We start from the raw sequence: 15,064 nt of genomic DNA on the forward strand, positions 1-15,064 counted from the left end.
GGGGAGTAATGCTGGACAGGGTGCGAGCGAAACTCGCCGCCGCTCGCCTACGGGCGCGTCGGATCGAACGGCGGGAGCTCGCGGAGCTCCGGCAGTGGACCGCGGACACGACCAATCTCCTTCACTTGACGACGCTGTTGCTCGTGCCGGTGCTCATCGCCTTCGTCACCCAGATAACGAACCTGACTGACCTCTCTTTTCTCCTCTTCCCGCCGCTGGCGTCGGGGACCTACACGCTCTTTGCCGACCCGCAGGGGAAGTACTCCTCGCCGCGGACGTTCGTCGGCGGCCTCGTGGTGGGAGCACTCGCGGGGTGGGTCGCGCTGGAACTCTCGCTGCTCGGCGTCGGCGGCGTCTCGGCCACCGCGATCAGTCCGCTCAGCGCCGGTCTGTCGATCATGCTCTGTGGCGGCCTGACGTGGCTCGCCGACGTCGAAGAGCCGGCCGCCTTCTCGACGGCGCTCTTGGTCCTGGTGAGCGCGCGCGGCGACGCGGTGCTCGTGTTCGGCACCGCTGTCGATCCGGCGGCGGCCTACGTCGTGGGCGTCGCGGTCTCCGGCGGCCTCGTCGCGGGCGCGTTCGCCGTCTGGCGCACGTGGTTCTACGAGGAGCGCGCCCGCTACCTCTACGGGACGACGCAGGCCGACGACCACGTGCTGGTGCCGATGCGCGGGGAGACGAGCGAGGCGACCGCGTTCTTCGGGGCGCGGCTCGCGGCGGCCCACGACGCCGGGAAGGTCGTCCTCCTCGACGTCGTCGACGACGCGGAGATGGCGGCCGCAGAGCGCGCGGTGCTCGCCGACCACGACGCCGCGACGCCGGAGGACCTGCCGGAGTCGGTGCGCACGTCGTTCGACGGCGACTTCGAGGAGGCGGTCACGGACCGGGCGGCGGCGACGGCGGCCGAGCGACTCGAACGCCACGCCGCGGACATCCGGGAGCGGTTCGACGTGCCCTGCGAGGTGGTCGTCGCGGCCGACGGCGATCCGACGCGGGTCGCCGTCGAGACCGCCCGCGCGACGAACTCGGACCTGCTCGTGACGCCGTACGAAACCGAAGACGGCCTCCTCTCGTCGTTCACCCGGGGCGTTTTCGCCGGCCCCCTCGACGCCGTCGCGTTCCGGTCGACGAACGGCGTCGACACCTGGCGGCGCGTCCTCGTCTTGGTCGCCCGCCCCGGCGACTCGGCGCACGCGATGATCGACTTCGCCGAGCGACTGGCCGGCGAGAGCGGCGGGGTGAGCGTCTGTACCTGTATCGACGCCGAGTCCGACCGCAGACAGGCCGAGACGAAGCTGGCGAACCTCGTCGAGACCGCGGCGGGGCCGGTCGAGACGCGCGTCGCGCGGTCGGAGGTAACGGCGTTCCTCAGCGCGAACGCGGACACCTACGACCTCGTCCTGATGGGGTCGAGCGGGGACCGGTCCGCGGCCTCGCGGCTCGTCTCCCCGCCGACCTTCGAGCGCATCCAGGACATTCAGTGCGACGTGGCCATCGTCGACCGCGGCGACGCGGACCGCGACGTGTGGGCGTCGCGAGAGAGGTGAGACCGTCGGCGACGCGCGCGGCGGCGCCGCGTCAGTCGGTGGTCGCCGCGACCGGCCCTTCTGCGGGCGCCGCCCGATCGTCACGGATCAGGTCCGCCGCTCGCTCGGCGATCGCGATCGTCGGCGCGTTCGTGTTGCCGCCGACGAGCGTCGGCATCACGCTGGCGTCCGCGACGCGCAGTCCCTCGACGCCGTGGACGCGGAGCCTGTCGTCCACGACGGCCGCCTCGTCGTCGCCCATCTTACACGTGCCGATGGGGTGATACACCGTGTGGCACTTCTCGCGGACGTGTTCCGCGATCGCCGCGTCTGACCGGGCGTCCTCGCCCGGCCACACCTCGTCTCCGACGTACTCCGAGAGCGGCTCCTGTGCGGCGATCTCGCGGGCGCGTTTCACCCCCTCGACGAGGGTCGCGACGTCCTCGCTCTCGGCGAGGTAGTTCGGATCGATCCGCGGCGCGTCGAACGGGTCGTCCGACGCGAGCGTGACGCGGCCGCGGCTCTCCGGCCGGAGCTGCGTCGCACCGATCGACAAACCCCTCCCGTCGGCGGGGTTCGCGAGTCCGTGCTCCATGAAGTACGAGGGCGCGAAATGGAACTGGAGGTCCGGCCGCGACTGCTCCTCGTCAGTCCGCACGAAGCCGCCCGCCTCGCCGACGTTGGAGGTGAGTCTGCCTCGCTTGAACACGAACCAGTTGAGAATGTCTAAGAGCCCGCCGGCGTCGTCGAGCGTGCTCACGTCGTTCCCCGTCTCGTAGACGGTGAACACGAACAGGTGGTCCTGGAGGTTCCGACCGACGCCGGGCGCGTCGACCGTCACGTCGATGCCGTGCTCCGAGAGGTGCGCCGGGTCGCCGATCCCCGAGAGCATGAGCAGGTGCGGCGAGTTGACGGCGCCGGCGCTGAGGATCACTTCGCCGCTCGCGCCGGCGACGCGGGTCCGGCCGTCCTGTCGGTACTCGACGCCGGTCGCGCGACCGTCCTCGATGGTCACCTCGGTCACCTGTGCGCCCGTCTCGGCGGTGAGGTTCGGGCGGTCGAGGACGGGCTTGAGGTACGCGTCGGCCGCGCTGTGGCGCTCCCCGTCCTTCTGGGTGACGTGGTACATGCCGACGCCCTCCTGTTCTGCGCCGTTGAAGTCGTCGTTCCGGTCGTAGCCGGCCTCGACGGCGGCGCGGACGAACGCCTCGGAGGCCGGTCGCGGCGAGGTCTGATCGGCGACGTTGAGCGGACCGTCGGTCCCGTGGTACTCCGCGACCGACGGTTCGAACGTCTCCGCCCGCTTGAAGTACTCCAGCATCGAGTCGTACTCCCACCCGTCGTTCCCCAGGTCGGCCCAGTGGTCGTAGTCGGACCGGTGGCCGCGGACGTAGATCATCGCGTTGTTCGACGAGCAGCCGCCGAGCGTCTTCCCGCGGGGCCAGTAGAGCTCTCGGCCGTCGCAGTGCTCCTGCGGCTCGGTGTAGTACTCCCAGTCCGTCTCGGTCTTGAAAAGCTCCGGGAACGCCGCCGGGATCCGGATGTTCCGCTCGTCGTCGGGCTCGCCCGCCTCGAGCAGCAGCACGGACGTCTCCGGATCCTGTGTGAGTCTGTTCGCGAGCACACAGCCCGCGGACCCGGCGCCGACCACGACGAAGTCGTACCCTTCTTCTGTCATGGACGATCGTGCGGGTGGTGGCCAATTAAGTGCATTCGTGAACGTACAATACGGTAACACGTCACGATCTTCCGGTCGTTTCCGCTGGGGACCCTTCAACGACGTTTTATATCTCTCACGAAGTCGACACACGTGGACCCCGATACCGTCCGAGACGCGTGGACAGACCGGGCGGGCAGATACTCCCCGGCGTACTACTCACATTACGGCCCCGACGAGACGAGTGCGCTCGTTCGCGAGGGCCTCGGCACGTGCGTCGGCCCCGACGCGAGCGTGCTCGAACTCGGCTGCGGCTCCGGCCGTCACCTCAAACACCTCGCCGACCACGGCTTCGAGGACCTCACCGGGATCGACATCGACGCCGGCGCGTTCGACACGATGCGGGAGACGTACCCCGAACTCGCCGCGGACGGGACCTTTCACTGCGCTCCGATAGAGGACCGCATCGAATCGTTCGACACCGGACAGTTCGACGCGGTCTACTCGGTCGAAACGCTTCAACACCTCCATCCCGACGTCGAGTGGGTCTTCGCGGAAATCGCTCGGGTCACCGACACCGTCCTCGTCACCGCGGAGATCGAGAGGCCGGTCCAGGAACCGCCTGACCCCGACCCGGACGTCAACTACGTCGACGACGACACGCCCCTGTACTACCGCGACTGGAGCGAGATCTTCACCTCGCTCGGTCTCGAGGAAGTCGGCGTCGTCCGCGGCGACAGAGACACCACGCGAACGTTCCGCGTCTCCGACTGACCGCCGGTTCTGGCGTTTCCGACGGGCTCTCTGCTCTGAACCGAGAGGTGTCTCCCGGGACGGTCGCGGAGGTCTCCCAGGACGGTCGCGGAGGTCTCCCAGGACGGTCGCGGAGGTCTCCCGACACCGCCCCGTCGAAGCAAAGCCGACCCGACGACCGTCCCGCTACGCCGACGAGATACGCCACGTCGTCGCGCCCGTGTACGACCACTGCTCGATCTCGATGTCCTGGACGGAGCCTTGAAGCTGGACGAGGAGCGCCCCGATCTCCTTCGGCGAGAGGTCGACGTCGTCGGCGATGAACTTCGCCTTGACGTAGGCCTCGCCGCCGGCGGCCTCCTCGCGCAGGAACGACGCGAGGCGGCTGGCTTTCGTGCTGGTCGACTCGGGCTCTCGGTCGTCGGTCGTGGTTGTGTCGGTGCTCATGGCGTTCAGTCGGAGTTCTCGGGAGCGGCGTGGCCGTGGCCGAGCAGGAAACACGCGACGTGGACTGCGACGAGGACGAGCGGACTGCCCGCCGCCTCGAAGGGTGCGACACCGTAGGCCGCGGGGACGTACGCGAGCGGCAGCGCGACCGCCGCCCAGAACGCGACGGCCCGAACGCCGGCGGCCGCGCGGCGACCGCACGCGGCGGCGATGGCGGTCCCGTGTCGGGCTGGCGTCGGCAGTCGCGTGGAGGACGTGCTGGATGACATGGGGCGTTCGTACTTGCGACCAACACGGACAGGGGCATATAACGGTGAGAGCGTTGACGCGTCTTCACTCGGATTCACCGGCTCTGTGGTTCGTTCGGGTCGATTTACGCTCGACAGCGACCGTTTAAAACGGCAGCAGGAATAGTTAGACCGTTTATCGTGGGTACTAAGCGGTTCCTTTGTGATGTCCCACGTCGCGGCCGGCTGTCGGAACCTCTCCGGTGATCGCCTCGCCGATCGTCGGCTGGCGAGGGCGATCGAGGTGCGCCGAACCGGCGCGCGTCGAGCCGGCGCGGCGGCCGCGCAGCGACCACCGGCTGCCGCGGAGTACCGTCAGTTTTCGGCGGCGGGGGCCGCGGTCTCGGACTGCTCGTACTTGCTCTCGAACTCGCCGATGAGCTGGCCCATCTTCGCGTACCAGTCGTTGAGTAGCCGCTGCATGTCGTCGGTGATCTCCGCCGAGTCGCTCGGCGAGTAGACGTGGTAGTAGCCGCCCTGGTCGTAGTTGATCTGCTCTTTCTCGATGATCCCCGTCTGGAGCAGGCGCTGGACGGCGCGGTACGCGGTCGAGCGCTCCCGGTCTACGTGCTCCGTGAGTTCGTCGACCGTCAGCGGTTCTTCCGCCTCGACGAGCGCCTGGAAACACTCCCGGTCGAGGTCTTTGAGCCCGTGGAAACACTCCAGTAGCCCCTCACACTCCATGTCTTGACGGAGCTGTTCGGCCATCGAGTCTGGCATCGGTATCGACAGAACGTATGCCCCGGGCGAATAAAAGACTTTTGTACATATCGCACAATTTTGCTGAGGGCGCAGAAACCGGGGGGAACGGTCGGCTGCGAGCCGTTCGTCCGCCGAGAGGTCGCCGCGGCGGACGGCCGAACCGAACTCCGACGCAGACTACGTTCGAACGGCTCAGTCCGCGGCCGTGACCGTCTGCCGACGCGTCTGTCGGAGGGAGGTGACCGTCGTGTAGAGGATCGCGGCGGCGACGACGACCGCCGCCCCGATGACGAGGACCAGTCCGACCAGTTCGAGCGTGGGGTTACCGAGGAACGAACCGACCTCACCGATCCCGACCGCGACGGCGCCGATCAGGAGCATCCCGCCGAAGTAGACCTTGATCCCGTCCGCGTCGACGATGGCGGTCGCCGCGGACCCGACGCGCGCGCCGAGCGCGCTCCCGAACAGCAGCGGGACGACGATCCCGAGATTCACGCCGCCGCCCTGTCCGTAGAGATAGCTCCCGATGCCGCCGGAGAAGACGATCTCGAAGAGGTCCGTGCCGACCGCGACGGGCACCGGCACGCCGATCGCGTAGATCATCGCCGGCATCCGAATGAACCCGCCGCCGACGCCGAGGAAGCCGGACAGGACGCCGGTCGCGAAGGCGACGGCGGTGATCACCCACGCCGAAACGCGGACGTCGCCGCGGAGCGTCACCATCGGGGGAACGCGGACGGTCCGTTGGATCGTCTTCGCGACCTCGGGTATCTCGTACTCGCTGAGGTCCTTGTCGGCCGCCTCGTGGTCGACGCCGCCCCCGCCGTCACCGCGCAGGGCGTCACGGGTCACCATGGCCCCGACGCCGCCGAGCAGCACGACGTAGGCCACGCTGATGACGCCGCCGGCCAGTCCCAGCGACTCGAGGTAGTAGACGCTGGCGCGACCGACCTCGATGCCGATGGTCGTTCCGGTTATCATGATCGCGCCGAGTTTGTAGTCGACCTGCCCGAGGTCGTGGTGTTTCAGCGTCGCGATGACCGCCGTTCCGAAGACGAACGCCATCCCGCTGCCGACCGCGACGGGCGCCGGGTAGTCCAGCATCAACAGCGCGGGCGTCACGAGGAACGACCCGCCCATGCCGAAGAACCCGAACAGGACTCCCACGACGAGGCCGAACCCGACGAACAACGCCAGCATCTCGGGGCTCGTCCCGAGGAATCCCGCGCCGCCGAGCAGACTACTGAGCATCCGGTTCACCTCCGACTACGAGTCGCATCAGCGGCCCGCCGACGAGCCGTTCGAGTCCGCCGTACCCCGCGTACAACACGATCGCTTCCAGCAGGATCGTCCCGATGAGCAAGGCCGTCTGCGGATCCCAGGTGGGAATCTCTAGTCCTGCCATCGACTCTCACTCCGATGTCCGACCGCGGAAATTCGTTGTTGGCACATTTCTGCTCAAGAACTCCTACCCGCCTCGTGCCTATAACGGTTTTGGGTTTATCGCACAATACTATATTCGGGTAACCTCGGCCGGAGTATCCGTAACTTATGGCGAACGTATCGCCCGCCGGCGGCTCCGGAACCCGGTCGCTGTACGTCTCTGATCGACGCAGGCGGTCCGCAGAGAAGACAGCCGCACGGCGGCGCCACCCGCTCGCCGCTACAACACCAGCGCGCTCGCGCCGTACGCGAGTCCGAACGAGAGGGCGAACGACCCCGCCCACGCCCCCGCAGTCAGGAGAATCTTCTCGGGGTCTACCGCCTCGCGCCCGCCGACCGCCGCGCCGCTCCCGATGATCGCGCTCACGACGATCTCGTTGAACGAGACGGGGACCCCCAACAGGACGGCCAACTGCGCGATCAGGAACGAGGGGACGAGCGCGGAGATGGCGCGTCGGGGGCCGAGCGACGAGTAGTCTTGTGCGAGCGACTTGATCATCCGGGGGGCACCCATCCACGACCCCGCGAGCATCCCGACGCCGCCGCCGACGAGGACGGCGACCAGCGACACCGTCTCGACCGACTCGAGGAGCGGAATCAGCGGTCCGACCGCGAGCCCGACCTGGCTGCCGCCCGCGGAGAACGCGACGAGCGACCCGAGAGCGAGCAGCACGTGACGGAGTCCCCCCCGTCGGTCGCGACCGACGTCCCACCGGACCGCGGCGGCGACGCCCACCGCCGCGACGCCGGTGACCGCGACGGCCGCGGCGGGGCCCTCGACCGCCAGCAGCCGCTGTGTAACGCCGCTCGCGGTCCCCGTGGCGCCTCCCGCGCCGAGAAAGCTGAACTGGACGTTCACGAGGACGACGGCCACGAGACCGACGAGGACGGGGACGCTGTACCGCTCGGGCACGTCGGGCCGCGGGAGCACGCTCGCGATGGCGTAGGCGATCCCGCCGCCGACGAACGGCGTCAACACCCAGACGGTCGCGATCTGCTGGTACTTCGCCCAGACCGGCGTTCCGCCGAGGGCGAGTCCGACGCCGATGACGGCGCCGGTCACGGTGAACGCGGTCGCGATCGGATACCCCGTGAGGATGCCGACCGCCATCAGGCCGGCGCCCAACACCAACACGAGGATGACGCCGGCGACGGGCATGGTCATTCCGCCGACGAGCCCGCTCCCGACGGCTTCCGAGACGTTTCCGCCCTGCGTGACGGCGCCGACGAACCCGAAGACGCCGACCAGGAGGGCGGCTCGCATCGTTCCGATGGCGTTCGCCCCGACCGCGGGCGCGAACGGGGTCGCGCCGCTCGACCCGGCGCCGATCACCCACGCCATGAACAGGCTGGCGAGCGCCGCGGCGACGAAGAGGGCGGTGAAAGCGAGGTCCATCTGAAACGGGCGTCAGTCGGCGCCCGTCGGCGCGGCGTCCGAGGCCGGACTGCGGCTGCGCCAGTAGCCTTGGGCGTACGCGCCGAGGAACATCCCGGCGAGCGCCCACAGGATCGTGACGTTACCGACGCCGAGGCTGGCGTACGCCGCGCCCGGACAGATCCCGGAGAGCCCCCACCCGACGCCGAAGACGGCGCCGCCGACGAGGACGTTCCGGTCGAACGGCTTCAGCCGCCGCTCGTAGGGCCTGCCGGTGAGCGGCGCGGCGTCCCGAATCCGCGGGAGCAGCGCGAAGGCGAGCCCGGAGACGATAGCGCCACCGAACATGACGAACGGCAGCCCGAGGTCGTCGAACTGCAGGAAGTTCAACACGACCTCCGGGCGCGCCATGTGGCTGAATCCGAGACCGAACCCGAATATCAGGCCGCCGACGAAGACCAGCGGCTTGAACAGGGGATGTCGGTCCGCCATTACGGGCTCACCCCCAGCGCGGCGACGACCTGTGCCGTTCCGATGGCCACGGCCAGGAACGTCACCACGCCGACGAGCGACGTCTTCGACGCCGATCCGACGCCGCAGACGCCGTGTCCGGACGTACACCCCTTGCCGACCCGGGTACCGATACCGACGAGGATGCCGCCGAAGAACAGCCGCCACGGCTGGACGTCGGTCCGCCACAGCGTCACGCCCGCGACGTCGTACAGCTGTCCGGTGGCTCCGGGCTCGTACAGCGTACTCGATACCAGCCCGGACTGGAACGTCGCGGCGAAGGCCAGGCCGCCGAGCACGATGCCGGCCGTGAACACGACTCGCCAGTCCCGCGAGGCGACGTACTGTTGGAACCGCGACTGCCCGGAGACGTACGACAGCGTCGACTCGAGGAACGTGCTCGCCCCGGCCGGGATACCCGTTCCGAGGTAGACGACGACGGTGCCGAGCCCGACGAGAAGCCCGCCGATGGCGTAGCGACTGATCCCGTTGGGGAACAACTCGGCGGCCATCTGGAGCGGGACTGGATCAGTCACCATTGGCGGCGTCAGTCACCCGCGAGCGAGTCCTGGCTCGCCGCGCAGTTGTTCGGGCCGAGTTCGAGGGTGAACGCCTCCTCGTCGTCGACGGCGTGTTGGCCGAGGTTCGTCGCGATGATGTCCTCGTAGTTGGCCGGTCGGGGCGGCATATCCGAGAGGATCAGGTCGACGAAATCGTCCTCGTCCATCGTGAGCGCGTCCATCTCCGCGACGAGCCGGCCCACGGGCGCGGTGTAGGTCCCGTCGGCGGCCGGCTCCGCGGCGTCGCTGAAGTGTGCGCCCCCGATCAGCGTGTCGTCGGGCAGCGTCAACACGCGCTCTTGGAGGGACTCGTAGAGCATGCGGGCCGCGTCGGGCGCCCCCTCGTCACCCTCCTCGAGGTCGGGGCGGGCGACGCTCTCGATGAACAGCCCGTCACCGGTCGCGAGCAGGCTCCCGTCGACGAGGTAGGAGGTCATTCCCGTGGTGTGGCCCGGCGTGTGGACGGCCTCGATGGTGGCGTCGCCCACGCGGAACTCGGTCCCGTCCTCCGCGGTCGTCAGATCGTCGGCGTACGTGACGCCGCGGTCGACGGCGGCCGCGGGGATGACGCCTTCGACGCCCTCCTCGTCGAGGTCACGGATACCCGAGATGTGGTCCGCGTGGATGTGGGTGTCCAGCGCGTACCGTAACTCGACGCCGAGGTCCGCGGCGTCCGCGAGGTAGCGGTCGGTGAACGCCCGCAGCGGGTCGATGATCGCGGCCTCGCCGTCGTCGTAGAGGAGGTAGCCGAGACAGCCCGACGAGGGGCGCTGGTACTGTACGAGCGTACCGGCGCCGTCGTACTCGGTGACCTCGACGGTCTCGTAGATGCTCGCCCAGCCGTTCATCCCGTCTTCGAGGTGATCGACGTCGTACCCGCGCTCCGCGAGCGTGCCCGCGACGTACTCGCTGGCGCCGCCCTTCGCGCACAGGACTGTCACCTCGCGGTCGTCGGGAACCCGGTCGAGGACGTCGTCGTCGATCTCGTCTTCGAGGAACTCGAAGTACGGGACGTTGATCGACGTGACGTTCTCACCGTCGATGCGCCACTCCTCGTAATCGGAACGCATCCGCGTGTCGAGGAGCGTCACGTCGTCACCGGCGTCGATTCGGTCCTTCAGCGTCTCCGGCTCGACCGACGCCACGGAGACGTCGGGAGTCGGGAAGTCGTCAGCGTTCATATCGGACAACCACACCTACCGGCCTGACGCACAAAAGCATTTTCATAGTATTTCCTTTACTAAGCAATACTATGGTCGCTGAAGAAACGCTTCATACTAGAAGGACCCAGAAAACAAGACTTTAATCGGGTCTATGGCTGGGTTCGGTCTGAGAGTAGTTTGTGATAAACACAAGAACCGACAATCTTTTACTTCGGCATCGGGTATTGTGCGTTAGCTCCAATACAGACCACCGGAGCAGATAACCAATGAGTGCTGAATACGACATCGCGGAGACGCTCGACGTGAAAGGCGCATCGTGCCCCATGCCTGTTGTGAAGACGAAGGGAGCCATCGACGACCTCGCGGTCGGCGACGTCCTCGAAGTGCTGGCGACCGATTCCGGCAGCATGAGCGACATCGACGGATGGGCGGCCGGCACCGCGGGTGTCGAACTCGTCGGTCAGGAAGCGGGCGACGACGTGTACAAACACTACGTGCGCAAGACGGAGTAACGATGAGCACGGACACATCCGACGCCCCGTCCGACGGCGCCGCGCCCGACGACGCGCCCTCGCGCGCGGAACTGGCCGCGCGCGTCGACGAACTCGAGGCGGCGCTCGCCGACGCCACGGGCGAGGACGGCAAGAAGATGAGCATCATCGCGACGAAGGGGACGCTCGACATGGCGTACCCGCCGCTCATCCTCGCCAGCACCGCCGCCGCGTTCGGCTACGAGGTGACCGTCTTCCACACGTTCTGGGGGTTGGATATCCTCCACGAGGAGCGCTCGAAGAACCTCAAGCTCAGCTCCGTCGGCAACCCCAACATGCCGGTCCCGAACGCGGTCGCGGCGCTCCCCGGCATGGACCGCGTGACGACGAAGATGATGGAGCGACGCATCGCGGACAACGACACCGCGACCGTCGAGGAACTTCTCGAGACGAGCCTCGACATGGGCGTCGAGTTCCAGGCCTGCCAGATGACCATCGAGCTCATGGACTACGACGAGAACGACTTCTACGACGGCGTCACCACCGGCGTCGGCGCCGCGACGGCGCTTCAGGACATGGCCGACGCCGACATCCAACTGCTCGTCTGAGCGTCGTCGGTCGAACGCGCTCAGACGCGCTCGAACGCGCTCGAACGCGACGCCGACCGCGACCGTCGGGGGTTCGCTCCGCCGCCGACGGTCACCGCTGTTCCCCCTTCTGACAGTAAAAGCGACAGCCGCCCCGACACCGAACGCCCAGCGACGGCGACCGCCGGAACGGGTGCTCCGGTCGGCCGACTCAGTCGGCGTCCGACGCGTCCTCGCTCCGCTCCGCGCCGATCGCGGCCGCCAGCGTCAGCAGGTAGCCGAGCCCGTGCTGAACGTCTGGGTCGCGCAGTCCGCGCACCAGCCCGACGGCGCCGAGCGGCTCGGGCGACGCGCGCTCCGCGTCGCCGAGGCCCCGGAGCAGCGTCTCGATGCCGTCGCGGGTGTCGTCGTCCGCGGCGGTCTGTGCGACCTCCCCGAGCGACGAACCGGTGGCGGCCAGCGACCTGACCATCTCGTCGTCGAGCGCGGCGGCGGCCAGCGACCCGACCTCCGCGACCTCGGCCAGTTCGTCGAGCGTCCCGCTCCGCTGGAGCGCGAGCACCGTCTCTAGGGCCTCCCGTAGCTCGTCGCCGTTCTCGCCGACCGTCTCCGCGAGCGCGACCGTCTCGTCGGTCGCGAGCCCGTCCGCGGACTCGGCGAGCGTCGACCCGGTCGCGGAGAGCTCGCGAACCATCTCGTCGTCCAGCGCGCTCTCGCCGAGGGCGAGCACGTCCAACAGCTCGTTGACCGCGTCGAGGCGCTCCACGAACTGCGCGACCGCCTCGGGATTCCGCTCGATGGCCGCCTCGAGGGCGACCTGCTCGGAGGCCGTGTCCCGCGTCATGGTCAGAGCAGCCCCCGTGCGGTGAGCCAGTAGGACTCGTTGTACGCCAGCTTCGACCAGTGGAGCTTCTCCGAGGGCGGCGCCGGCGACGGCGGACTCTCGTAGTCGAACTCGACGAACGACGCCGCGTCCATCCCGGTCTCGATGAAACACAGCGTCTTGCCGTCGTAGGTCGCCGTCGCGGGGCGACCGCGGATCTCGCTGGCTATCCGTTGACTCACGACGCCCGCCTGGTAGTGCGCGACGCTTCCGGCCTTCGGCACGCCGGTCGTCGCGGCGTCTCCGAGGGCGTACACGTCGTCGGCCGCCTCGGCCTCCAGCGTGTGTTTGTCCACGTCGACCCACCCGCGGTCGCCGAGCCCGGCCTCCTCGACGACGTCGACGCCGCGGTGGGGCGGGATCGCCGCGAGGAGGTCGTACTCGATCTCGGTGCCCTCCATCGAGCCGATGACCTTCGCGTCGGGGTCGACCGACTCGGCGTTGAAGAACGTCTCCACGTCGATGTCGCGTTCCTCCATGAGCGGTGCCGCCCACTCGGCGATGTGGGGGTTCCCGTGGACCCGCTGGACCGGGTACGTGTACGTGATGTCGATCGCGTCCCGGAGCCCGCGCTCGCGGAACCAGTCGTCGGCCATGAAGACGAACTCCAGCGGCGCGGCGGGACACATGTGGGGCGTTCCGACGACGCTAAGCACGAGATGTCCCTCCGTCATCGAGAGCAGCTCCTCGCGGAGCGCCAGCGCACCCGACTCGGAGTAGTAGTCGTGACCGCCCTCCGCGAGGCCGGGGATCTCCCCGTCGGCCAGCGTCGAGCCCGTCGCGACGACGAGGTAGTCGTACTCGAGCGCGTCGCCGTCGGCGAGCGCCAGCGACTTGCGCTCGGTGTCGATCGCGGTCGCTCTGTCGACGGTCAGGGTTACCCGCTCGTCGACGAGTTCGCTGAGCGGCCGTCGCCCGTCCGCGGGCTCCCGCTGTCCGAAGGGAACGTACAGCCAGACGGGTTTGTACACGTGGTCGGGGCCGTCGTTGATCAGCGTCACCTCAACGTCGCCGGCGTCGATCTCCGCGCCGAGCCGCTCCGCGAGGTCGTTGGCGAGCACCGCGCCGCCGGTGCCGCCGCCGAGGATCGCGACGCGCGTCATCCCGAGACCCCCACGTAGAAGCCGTACTCGTCGCCCGTCTCGTCGACGGCGATCAGCTCGTTGTCCGTCTCGTCGACCCACTCTGGCACGTCGGTCAGCGACCGATCGCTGTCGCTCAACAGGAGGACCACGTCGCCGGCGTCTGCCGACCGGACCTGCCCGATGAGGTCCATCAGCGGTCCGGGGCAGGCGGCCCCGCGCGAGTCCACGGTGTCCGTCGGTTCGATGTCGAGTTGGGTCATGTACGCGTGGAAGTACGCGGCCCGCCGTAATAGTATTGTGTAGAATACCCATTTATTAAGAATACTGACTATTCGTCCGGTCACACCGGTGTTGTCCGCGGTTCCCGCCGCCTCGTTGACGCCGTGGAGCCGATCGCGTCGGCGACGAGGGGCCGTGACGCTCGATTCAGCGCACCGTACACGACCGAGTCGCTGTCCGCCTACTCCGCGTCGAACGACAGCGCGTCCGTGGGGCACTCCTCGACGCAGGCCGAACACTGGAGGCAGTCCCCGTGGTCCACGACGCCGTCGGCCTCGCGAGTCGCACCCTCAGTGCCTCCCCACGAGAACACGTCGCCGTGGTCGGTGACCTCCCGGTCGGCGTACTGTCCCGGGTTGATATCCTGACGACACACCGTCCCACACCGGCCGCAGTCCACGCACGCGTCCGCGTCGACTTCGACGCGCGGTGCGGGGTCGCGGCCCAGCGCTTCCGCGATCCGATGGACGGCGTGTGAGAGCGTTCCGGCCGGACAGACCTGACACCAGGCGCGCTGGTGGTAAACGACGCCGAGACCGACGGCGACGAGCGTGCTCACGGCGAGCATGGTCAGGAACGGGACGCCGAGCGATCCGCCCTGTCGCCACGCCGCGCGGATCCCCGTCGCGAGAAGCCCGAACGCCGTCGCCGCCACGACGACGCGGATCAGCGGGTGATTGAACCAGTCCGGCGTTCGCTTCCCGCGGCTGAACAGTCGAACGTAACCGTCGAGCAGCCCGCCCCGGGGACAGAGGTGGTTACAGTAGAACCGCCCCCGAACGGCACCCACTCCGACCGCCGCGGTGGCACACCCGACGACGCCGACTCCCGCGAGCACGGGGTACCAGATCGCCGCTACGAGCAGCCCGACGAAGGCGACGCCGAGATACCGCTGTCGCCGTCGTCGCCGCTCGATGGTCTCGTCGTCGACCGGTCGCCGACGAACGGTGTCGAGTCCTCGTTTGTCGAACCACGGGTCGCCGCCGCGCACCCGTCGGAGTCGCTCGACCAATCGGACCGTTCGCTCACCGGCCACCGCCGATCGCACTCGGTCCGTGAGTCTCCTCGCTCGTTCTCGCAGGGGCATGCTTGACGCGGACGAGTGTATCGGCGTGTTCCACCTAGTAATTGTGGGTATTTCACAATTCTAAGCTTTCCGCGGGTCGATTACGTATCCCCACCCCGGCTCGAACGCGTTGAGGATCGAGAGATCGTTTCGCAGAATTCCTCAAATACACGTTCCAATGCCCTCTGCTCGCATTCAGTGCGAGCCGTGCCCTCGGAAACCCATGCGAGTGTCACCCGCACATTTTTGT

Annotated in this window: 18 protein-coding genes; 4 read left to right on the forward strand and 14 right to left on the reverse strand. The window is 68.4% G+C overall.

The genetic code is table 11. From position 1 onward, the window contains the following. The first annotated feature begins 8 nt into the window (after positions 1-8). Positions 9-1,547, forward strand: a complete 1,539-nt coding sequence (locus ACZ5KW_RS04270; protein ID WP_343776150.1) for a universal stress protein — start codon at positions 9-11, stop codon at positions 1,545-1,547. Positions 1,548-1,578: 31 nt separating this feature from the next. Here the strand turns inward: ACZ5KW_RS04270 and ACZ5KW_RS04275 are convergent, their stop codons facing one another. After that, the gene (locus ACZ5KW_RS04275) at positions 1,579-3,204 is read right to left on the reverse strand and encodes a GMC family oxidoreductase (protein WP_343776148.1); all 1,626 of its coding nucleotides are present in this window, start codon (positions 3,202-3,204) and stop codon (positions 1,579-1,581) included. Positions 3,205-3,336: 132 nt separating this feature from the next. Between ACZ5KW_RS04275 and ACZ5KW_RS04280 the strand changes: the two genes are divergently transcribed. Further along, the gene (locus ACZ5KW_RS04280; RefSeq protein ID WP_343776146.1) at positions 3,337-3,957 is read left to right on the forward strand and encodes a class I SAM-dependent methyltransferase; all 621 of its coding nucleotides are present in this window, start codon (positions 3,337-3,339) and stop codon (positions 3,955-3,957) included. A 165-nt stretch (positions 3,958-4,122) separates the two neighbouring features. Here the strand turns inward: ACZ5KW_RS04280 and ACZ5KW_RS04285 are convergent, their stop codons facing one another. From ACZ5KW_RS04285 to ACZ5KW_RS04325, 9 genes are all read right to left on the reverse strand, one after another. Beyond that, positions 4,123-4,383 (reverse strand): DUF7123 family protein, encoded by a 261-nt coding sequence (locus ACZ5KW_RS04285; RefSeq protein ID WP_343776144.1) that lies wholly within the window; start codon positions 4,381-4,383, stop codon positions 4,123-4,125. Positions 4,384-4,388: 5 nt separating this feature from the next. Continuing rightward, complete coding sequence (locus ACZ5KW_RS04290; protein WP_343776142.1) at positions 4,389-4,652, reverse strand: DUF8028 family protein; 264 nt, start codon at positions 4,650-4,652, stop codon at positions 4,389-4,391. 333 nt (positions 4,653-4,985) lie between these two features. Further along, positions 4,986-5,390 carry a helix-turn-helix domain-containing protein gene (locus ACZ5KW_RS04295; RefSeq protein ID WP_343776140.1) on the reverse strand — a complete coding sequence of 135 codons (405 nt, stop codon included), beginning with the start codon at positions 5,388-5,390 and terminating at the stop codon, positions 4,986-4,988. A gap of 174 nt (positions 5,391-5,564) precedes the next feature. Further along, positions 5,565-6,623, reverse strand: coding sequence for a sulfite exporter TauE/SafE family protein (locus ACZ5KW_RS04300; RefSeq protein ID WP_343776139.1), 1,059 nt, complete (start codon positions 6,621-6,623; stop codon positions 5,565-5,567). Beyond that, positions 6,613-6,777, reverse strand: coding sequence for a DUF7512 family protein (locus tag ACZ5KW_RS04305; protein ID WP_343776138.1), 165 nt, complete (start codon positions 6,775-6,777; stop codon positions 6,613-6,615). Before ACZ5KW_RS04305 ends, ACZ5KW_RS04300 begins: the two co-directional genes overlap by 11 nt. Positions 6,778-7,035: 258 nt before the next feature. Next, positions 7,036-8,211: an inorganic phosphate transporter gene (locus tag ACZ5KW_RS04310; protein ID WP_343776136.1), complete on the reverse strand. Its 1,176-nt coding sequence runs from the start codon at positions 8,209-8,211 to the stop codon at positions 7,036-7,038. Positions 8,212-8,223: 12 nt separating this feature from the next. Continuing rightward, on the reverse strand, positions 8,224-8,682 hold the full coding sequence (locus tag ACZ5KW_RS04315; protein ID WP_343776135.1) for a YeeE/YedE family protein: 459 nt from the start codon (positions 8,680-8,682) through the stop codon (positions 8,224-8,226). Then, positions 8,682-9,239, reverse strand: coding sequence for a YeeE/YedE family protein (locus ACZ5KW_RS04320; protein ID WP_343776133.1), 558 nt, complete (start codon positions 9,237-9,239; stop codon positions 8,682-8,684). Before ACZ5KW_RS04320 ends, ACZ5KW_RS04315 begins: the two co-directional genes overlap by 1 nt. Before the next feature lie 8 nt (positions 9,240-9,247). Then, positions 9,248-10,441 carry an MBL fold metallo-hydrolase gene (locus ACZ5KW_RS04325; protein WP_343776131.1) on the reverse strand — a complete coding sequence of 398 codons (1,194 nt, stop codon included), beginning with the start codon at positions 10,439-10,441 and terminating at the stop codon, positions 9,248-9,250. Between the two features lie 248 nt (positions 10,442-10,689). Between ACZ5KW_RS04325 and ACZ5KW_RS04330 the strand changes: the two genes are divergently transcribed. Together ACZ5KW_RS04330 and ACZ5KW_RS04335 are read left to right on the forward strand one after the other, a co-directional pair. After that, a complete protein-coding gene (locus ACZ5KW_RS04330) occupies positions 10,690-10,935 on the forward strand; it encodes a sulfurtransferase TusA family protein (protein ID WP_343776130.1) in 246 nt (81 codons plus the stop codon). A gap of 2 nt (positions 10,936-10,937) precedes the next feature. After that, positions 10,938-11,522 (forward strand): DsrE/DsrF/DrsH-like family protein, encoded by a 585-nt coding sequence (locus ACZ5KW_RS04335; protein ID WP_343776128.1) that lies wholly within the window; start codon positions 10,938-10,940, stop codon positions 11,520-11,522. A 190-nt stretch (positions 11,523-11,712) separates the two neighbouring features. On the opposite strand, the gene ACZ5KW_RS04340 is transcribed toward ACZ5KW_RS04335, so the two are convergent. The 4 genes from ACZ5KW_RS04340 to ACZ5KW_RS04355 all read right to left on the reverse strand — a co-directional run bounded on the left by ACZ5KW_RS04340 (position 11,713) and on the right by ACZ5KW_RS04355 (position 14,796). Further along, positions 11,713-12,345: a helical membrane plugin domain-containing protein gene (locus ACZ5KW_RS04340; RefSeq protein WP_343776126.1), complete on the reverse strand. Its 633-nt coding sequence runs from the start codon at positions 12,343-12,345 to the stop codon at positions 11,713-11,715. Between the two features lie 2 nt (positions 12,346-12,347). Next, positions 12,348-13,487: an NAD(P)/FAD-dependent oxidoreductase gene (locus tag ACZ5KW_RS04345; RefSeq protein ID WP_343776125.1), complete on the reverse strand. Its 1,140-nt coding sequence runs from the start codon at positions 13,485-13,487 to the stop codon at positions 12,348-12,350. Continuing rightward, on the reverse strand, positions 13,484-13,729 hold the full coding sequence (locus ACZ5KW_RS04350) for a sulfurtransferase TusA family protein (protein WP_343776123.1): 246 nt from the start codon (positions 13,727-13,729) through the stop codon (positions 13,484-13,486). The genes ACZ5KW_RS04345 and ACZ5KW_RS04350 overlap by 4 nt, the downstream gene beginning before the upstream one ends. A gap of 200 nt (positions 13,730-13,929) precedes the next feature. Then, positions 13,930-14,796: a 4Fe-4S binding protein gene (locus ACZ5KW_RS04355; RefSeq protein WP_464388583.1), complete on the reverse strand. Its 867-nt coding sequence runs from the start codon at positions 14,794-14,796 to the stop codon at positions 13,930-13,932. Between the last annotated feature and the right edge of the window lie 268 nt (positions 14,797-15,064).

Source organism: Halorubrum ejinorense, assembly GCF_055389685.1.

Coding starts and splice junctions, on each gene's coding strand:
- ACZ5KW_RS04295 (WP_343776140.1), bottom strand. CDS start 5,390: ATGCCAGACTCGATGGCCGAACAGCTCCGTCAAGACATGGAGTGTGAG.
- ACZ5KW_RS04320 (WP_343776133.1), bottom strand. CDS start 9,239: ATGGTGACTGATCCAGTCCCGCTCCAGATGGCCGCCGAGTTGTTCCCC.
- ACZ5KW_RS04290 (WP_343776142.1), bottom strand. CDS start 4,652: ATGTCATCCAGCACGTCCTCCACGCGACTGCCGACGCCAGCCCGACAC.
- ACZ5KW_RS04335 (WP_343776128.1), top strand. CDS start 10,938: ATGAGCACGGACACATCCGACGCCCCGTCCGACGGCGCCGCGCCCGAC.
- ACZ5KW_RS04275 (WP_343776148.1), bottom strand. CDS start 3,204: ATGACAGAAGAAGGGTACGACTTCGTCGTGGTCGGCGCCGGGTCCGCG.
- ACZ5KW_RS04305 (WP_343776138.1), bottom strand. CDS start 6,777: ATGGCAGGACTAGAGATTCCCACCTGGGATCCGCAGACGGCCTTGCTC.
- ACZ5KW_RS04350 (WP_343776123.1), bottom strand. CDS start 13,729: ATGACCCAACTCGACATCGAACCGACGGACACCGTGGACTCGCGCGGG.
- ACZ5KW_RS04300 (WP_343776139.1), bottom strand. CDS start 6,623: ATGCTCAGTAGTCTGCTCGGCGGCGCGGGATTCCTCGGGACGAGCCCC.
- ACZ5KW_RS04315 (WP_343776135.1), bottom strand. CDS start 8,682: ATGGCGGACCGACATCCCCTGTTCAAGCCGCTGGTCTTCGTCGGCGGC.
- ACZ5KW_RS04285 (WP_343776144.1), bottom strand. CDS start 4,383: ATGAGCACCGACACAACCACGACCGACGACCGAGAGCCCGAGTCGACC.
- ACZ5KW_RS04330 (WP_343776130.1), top strand. CDS start 10,690: ATGAGTGCTGAATACGACATCGCGGAGACGCTCGACGTGAAAGGCGCA.
- ACZ5KW_RS04270 (WP_343776150.1), top strand. CDS start 9: ATGCTGGACAGGGTGCGAGCGAAACTCGCCGCCGCTCGCCTACGGGCG.
- ACZ5KW_RS04310 (WP_343776136.1), bottom strand. CDS start 8,211: ATGGACCTCGCTTTCACCGCCCTCTTCGTCGCCGCGGCGCTCGCCAGC.
- ACZ5KW_RS04345 (WP_343776125.1), bottom strand. CDS start 13,487: ATGACGCGCGTCGCGATCCTCGGCGGCGGCACCGGCGGCGCGGTGCTC.
- ACZ5KW_RS04340 (WP_343776126.1), bottom strand. CDS start 12,345: ATGACGCGGGACACGGCCTCCGAGCAGGTCGCCCTCGAGGCGGCCATC.
- ACZ5KW_RS04325 (WP_343776131.1), bottom strand. CDS start 10,441: ATGAACGCTGACGACTTCCCGACTCCCGACGTCTCCGTGGCGTCGGTC.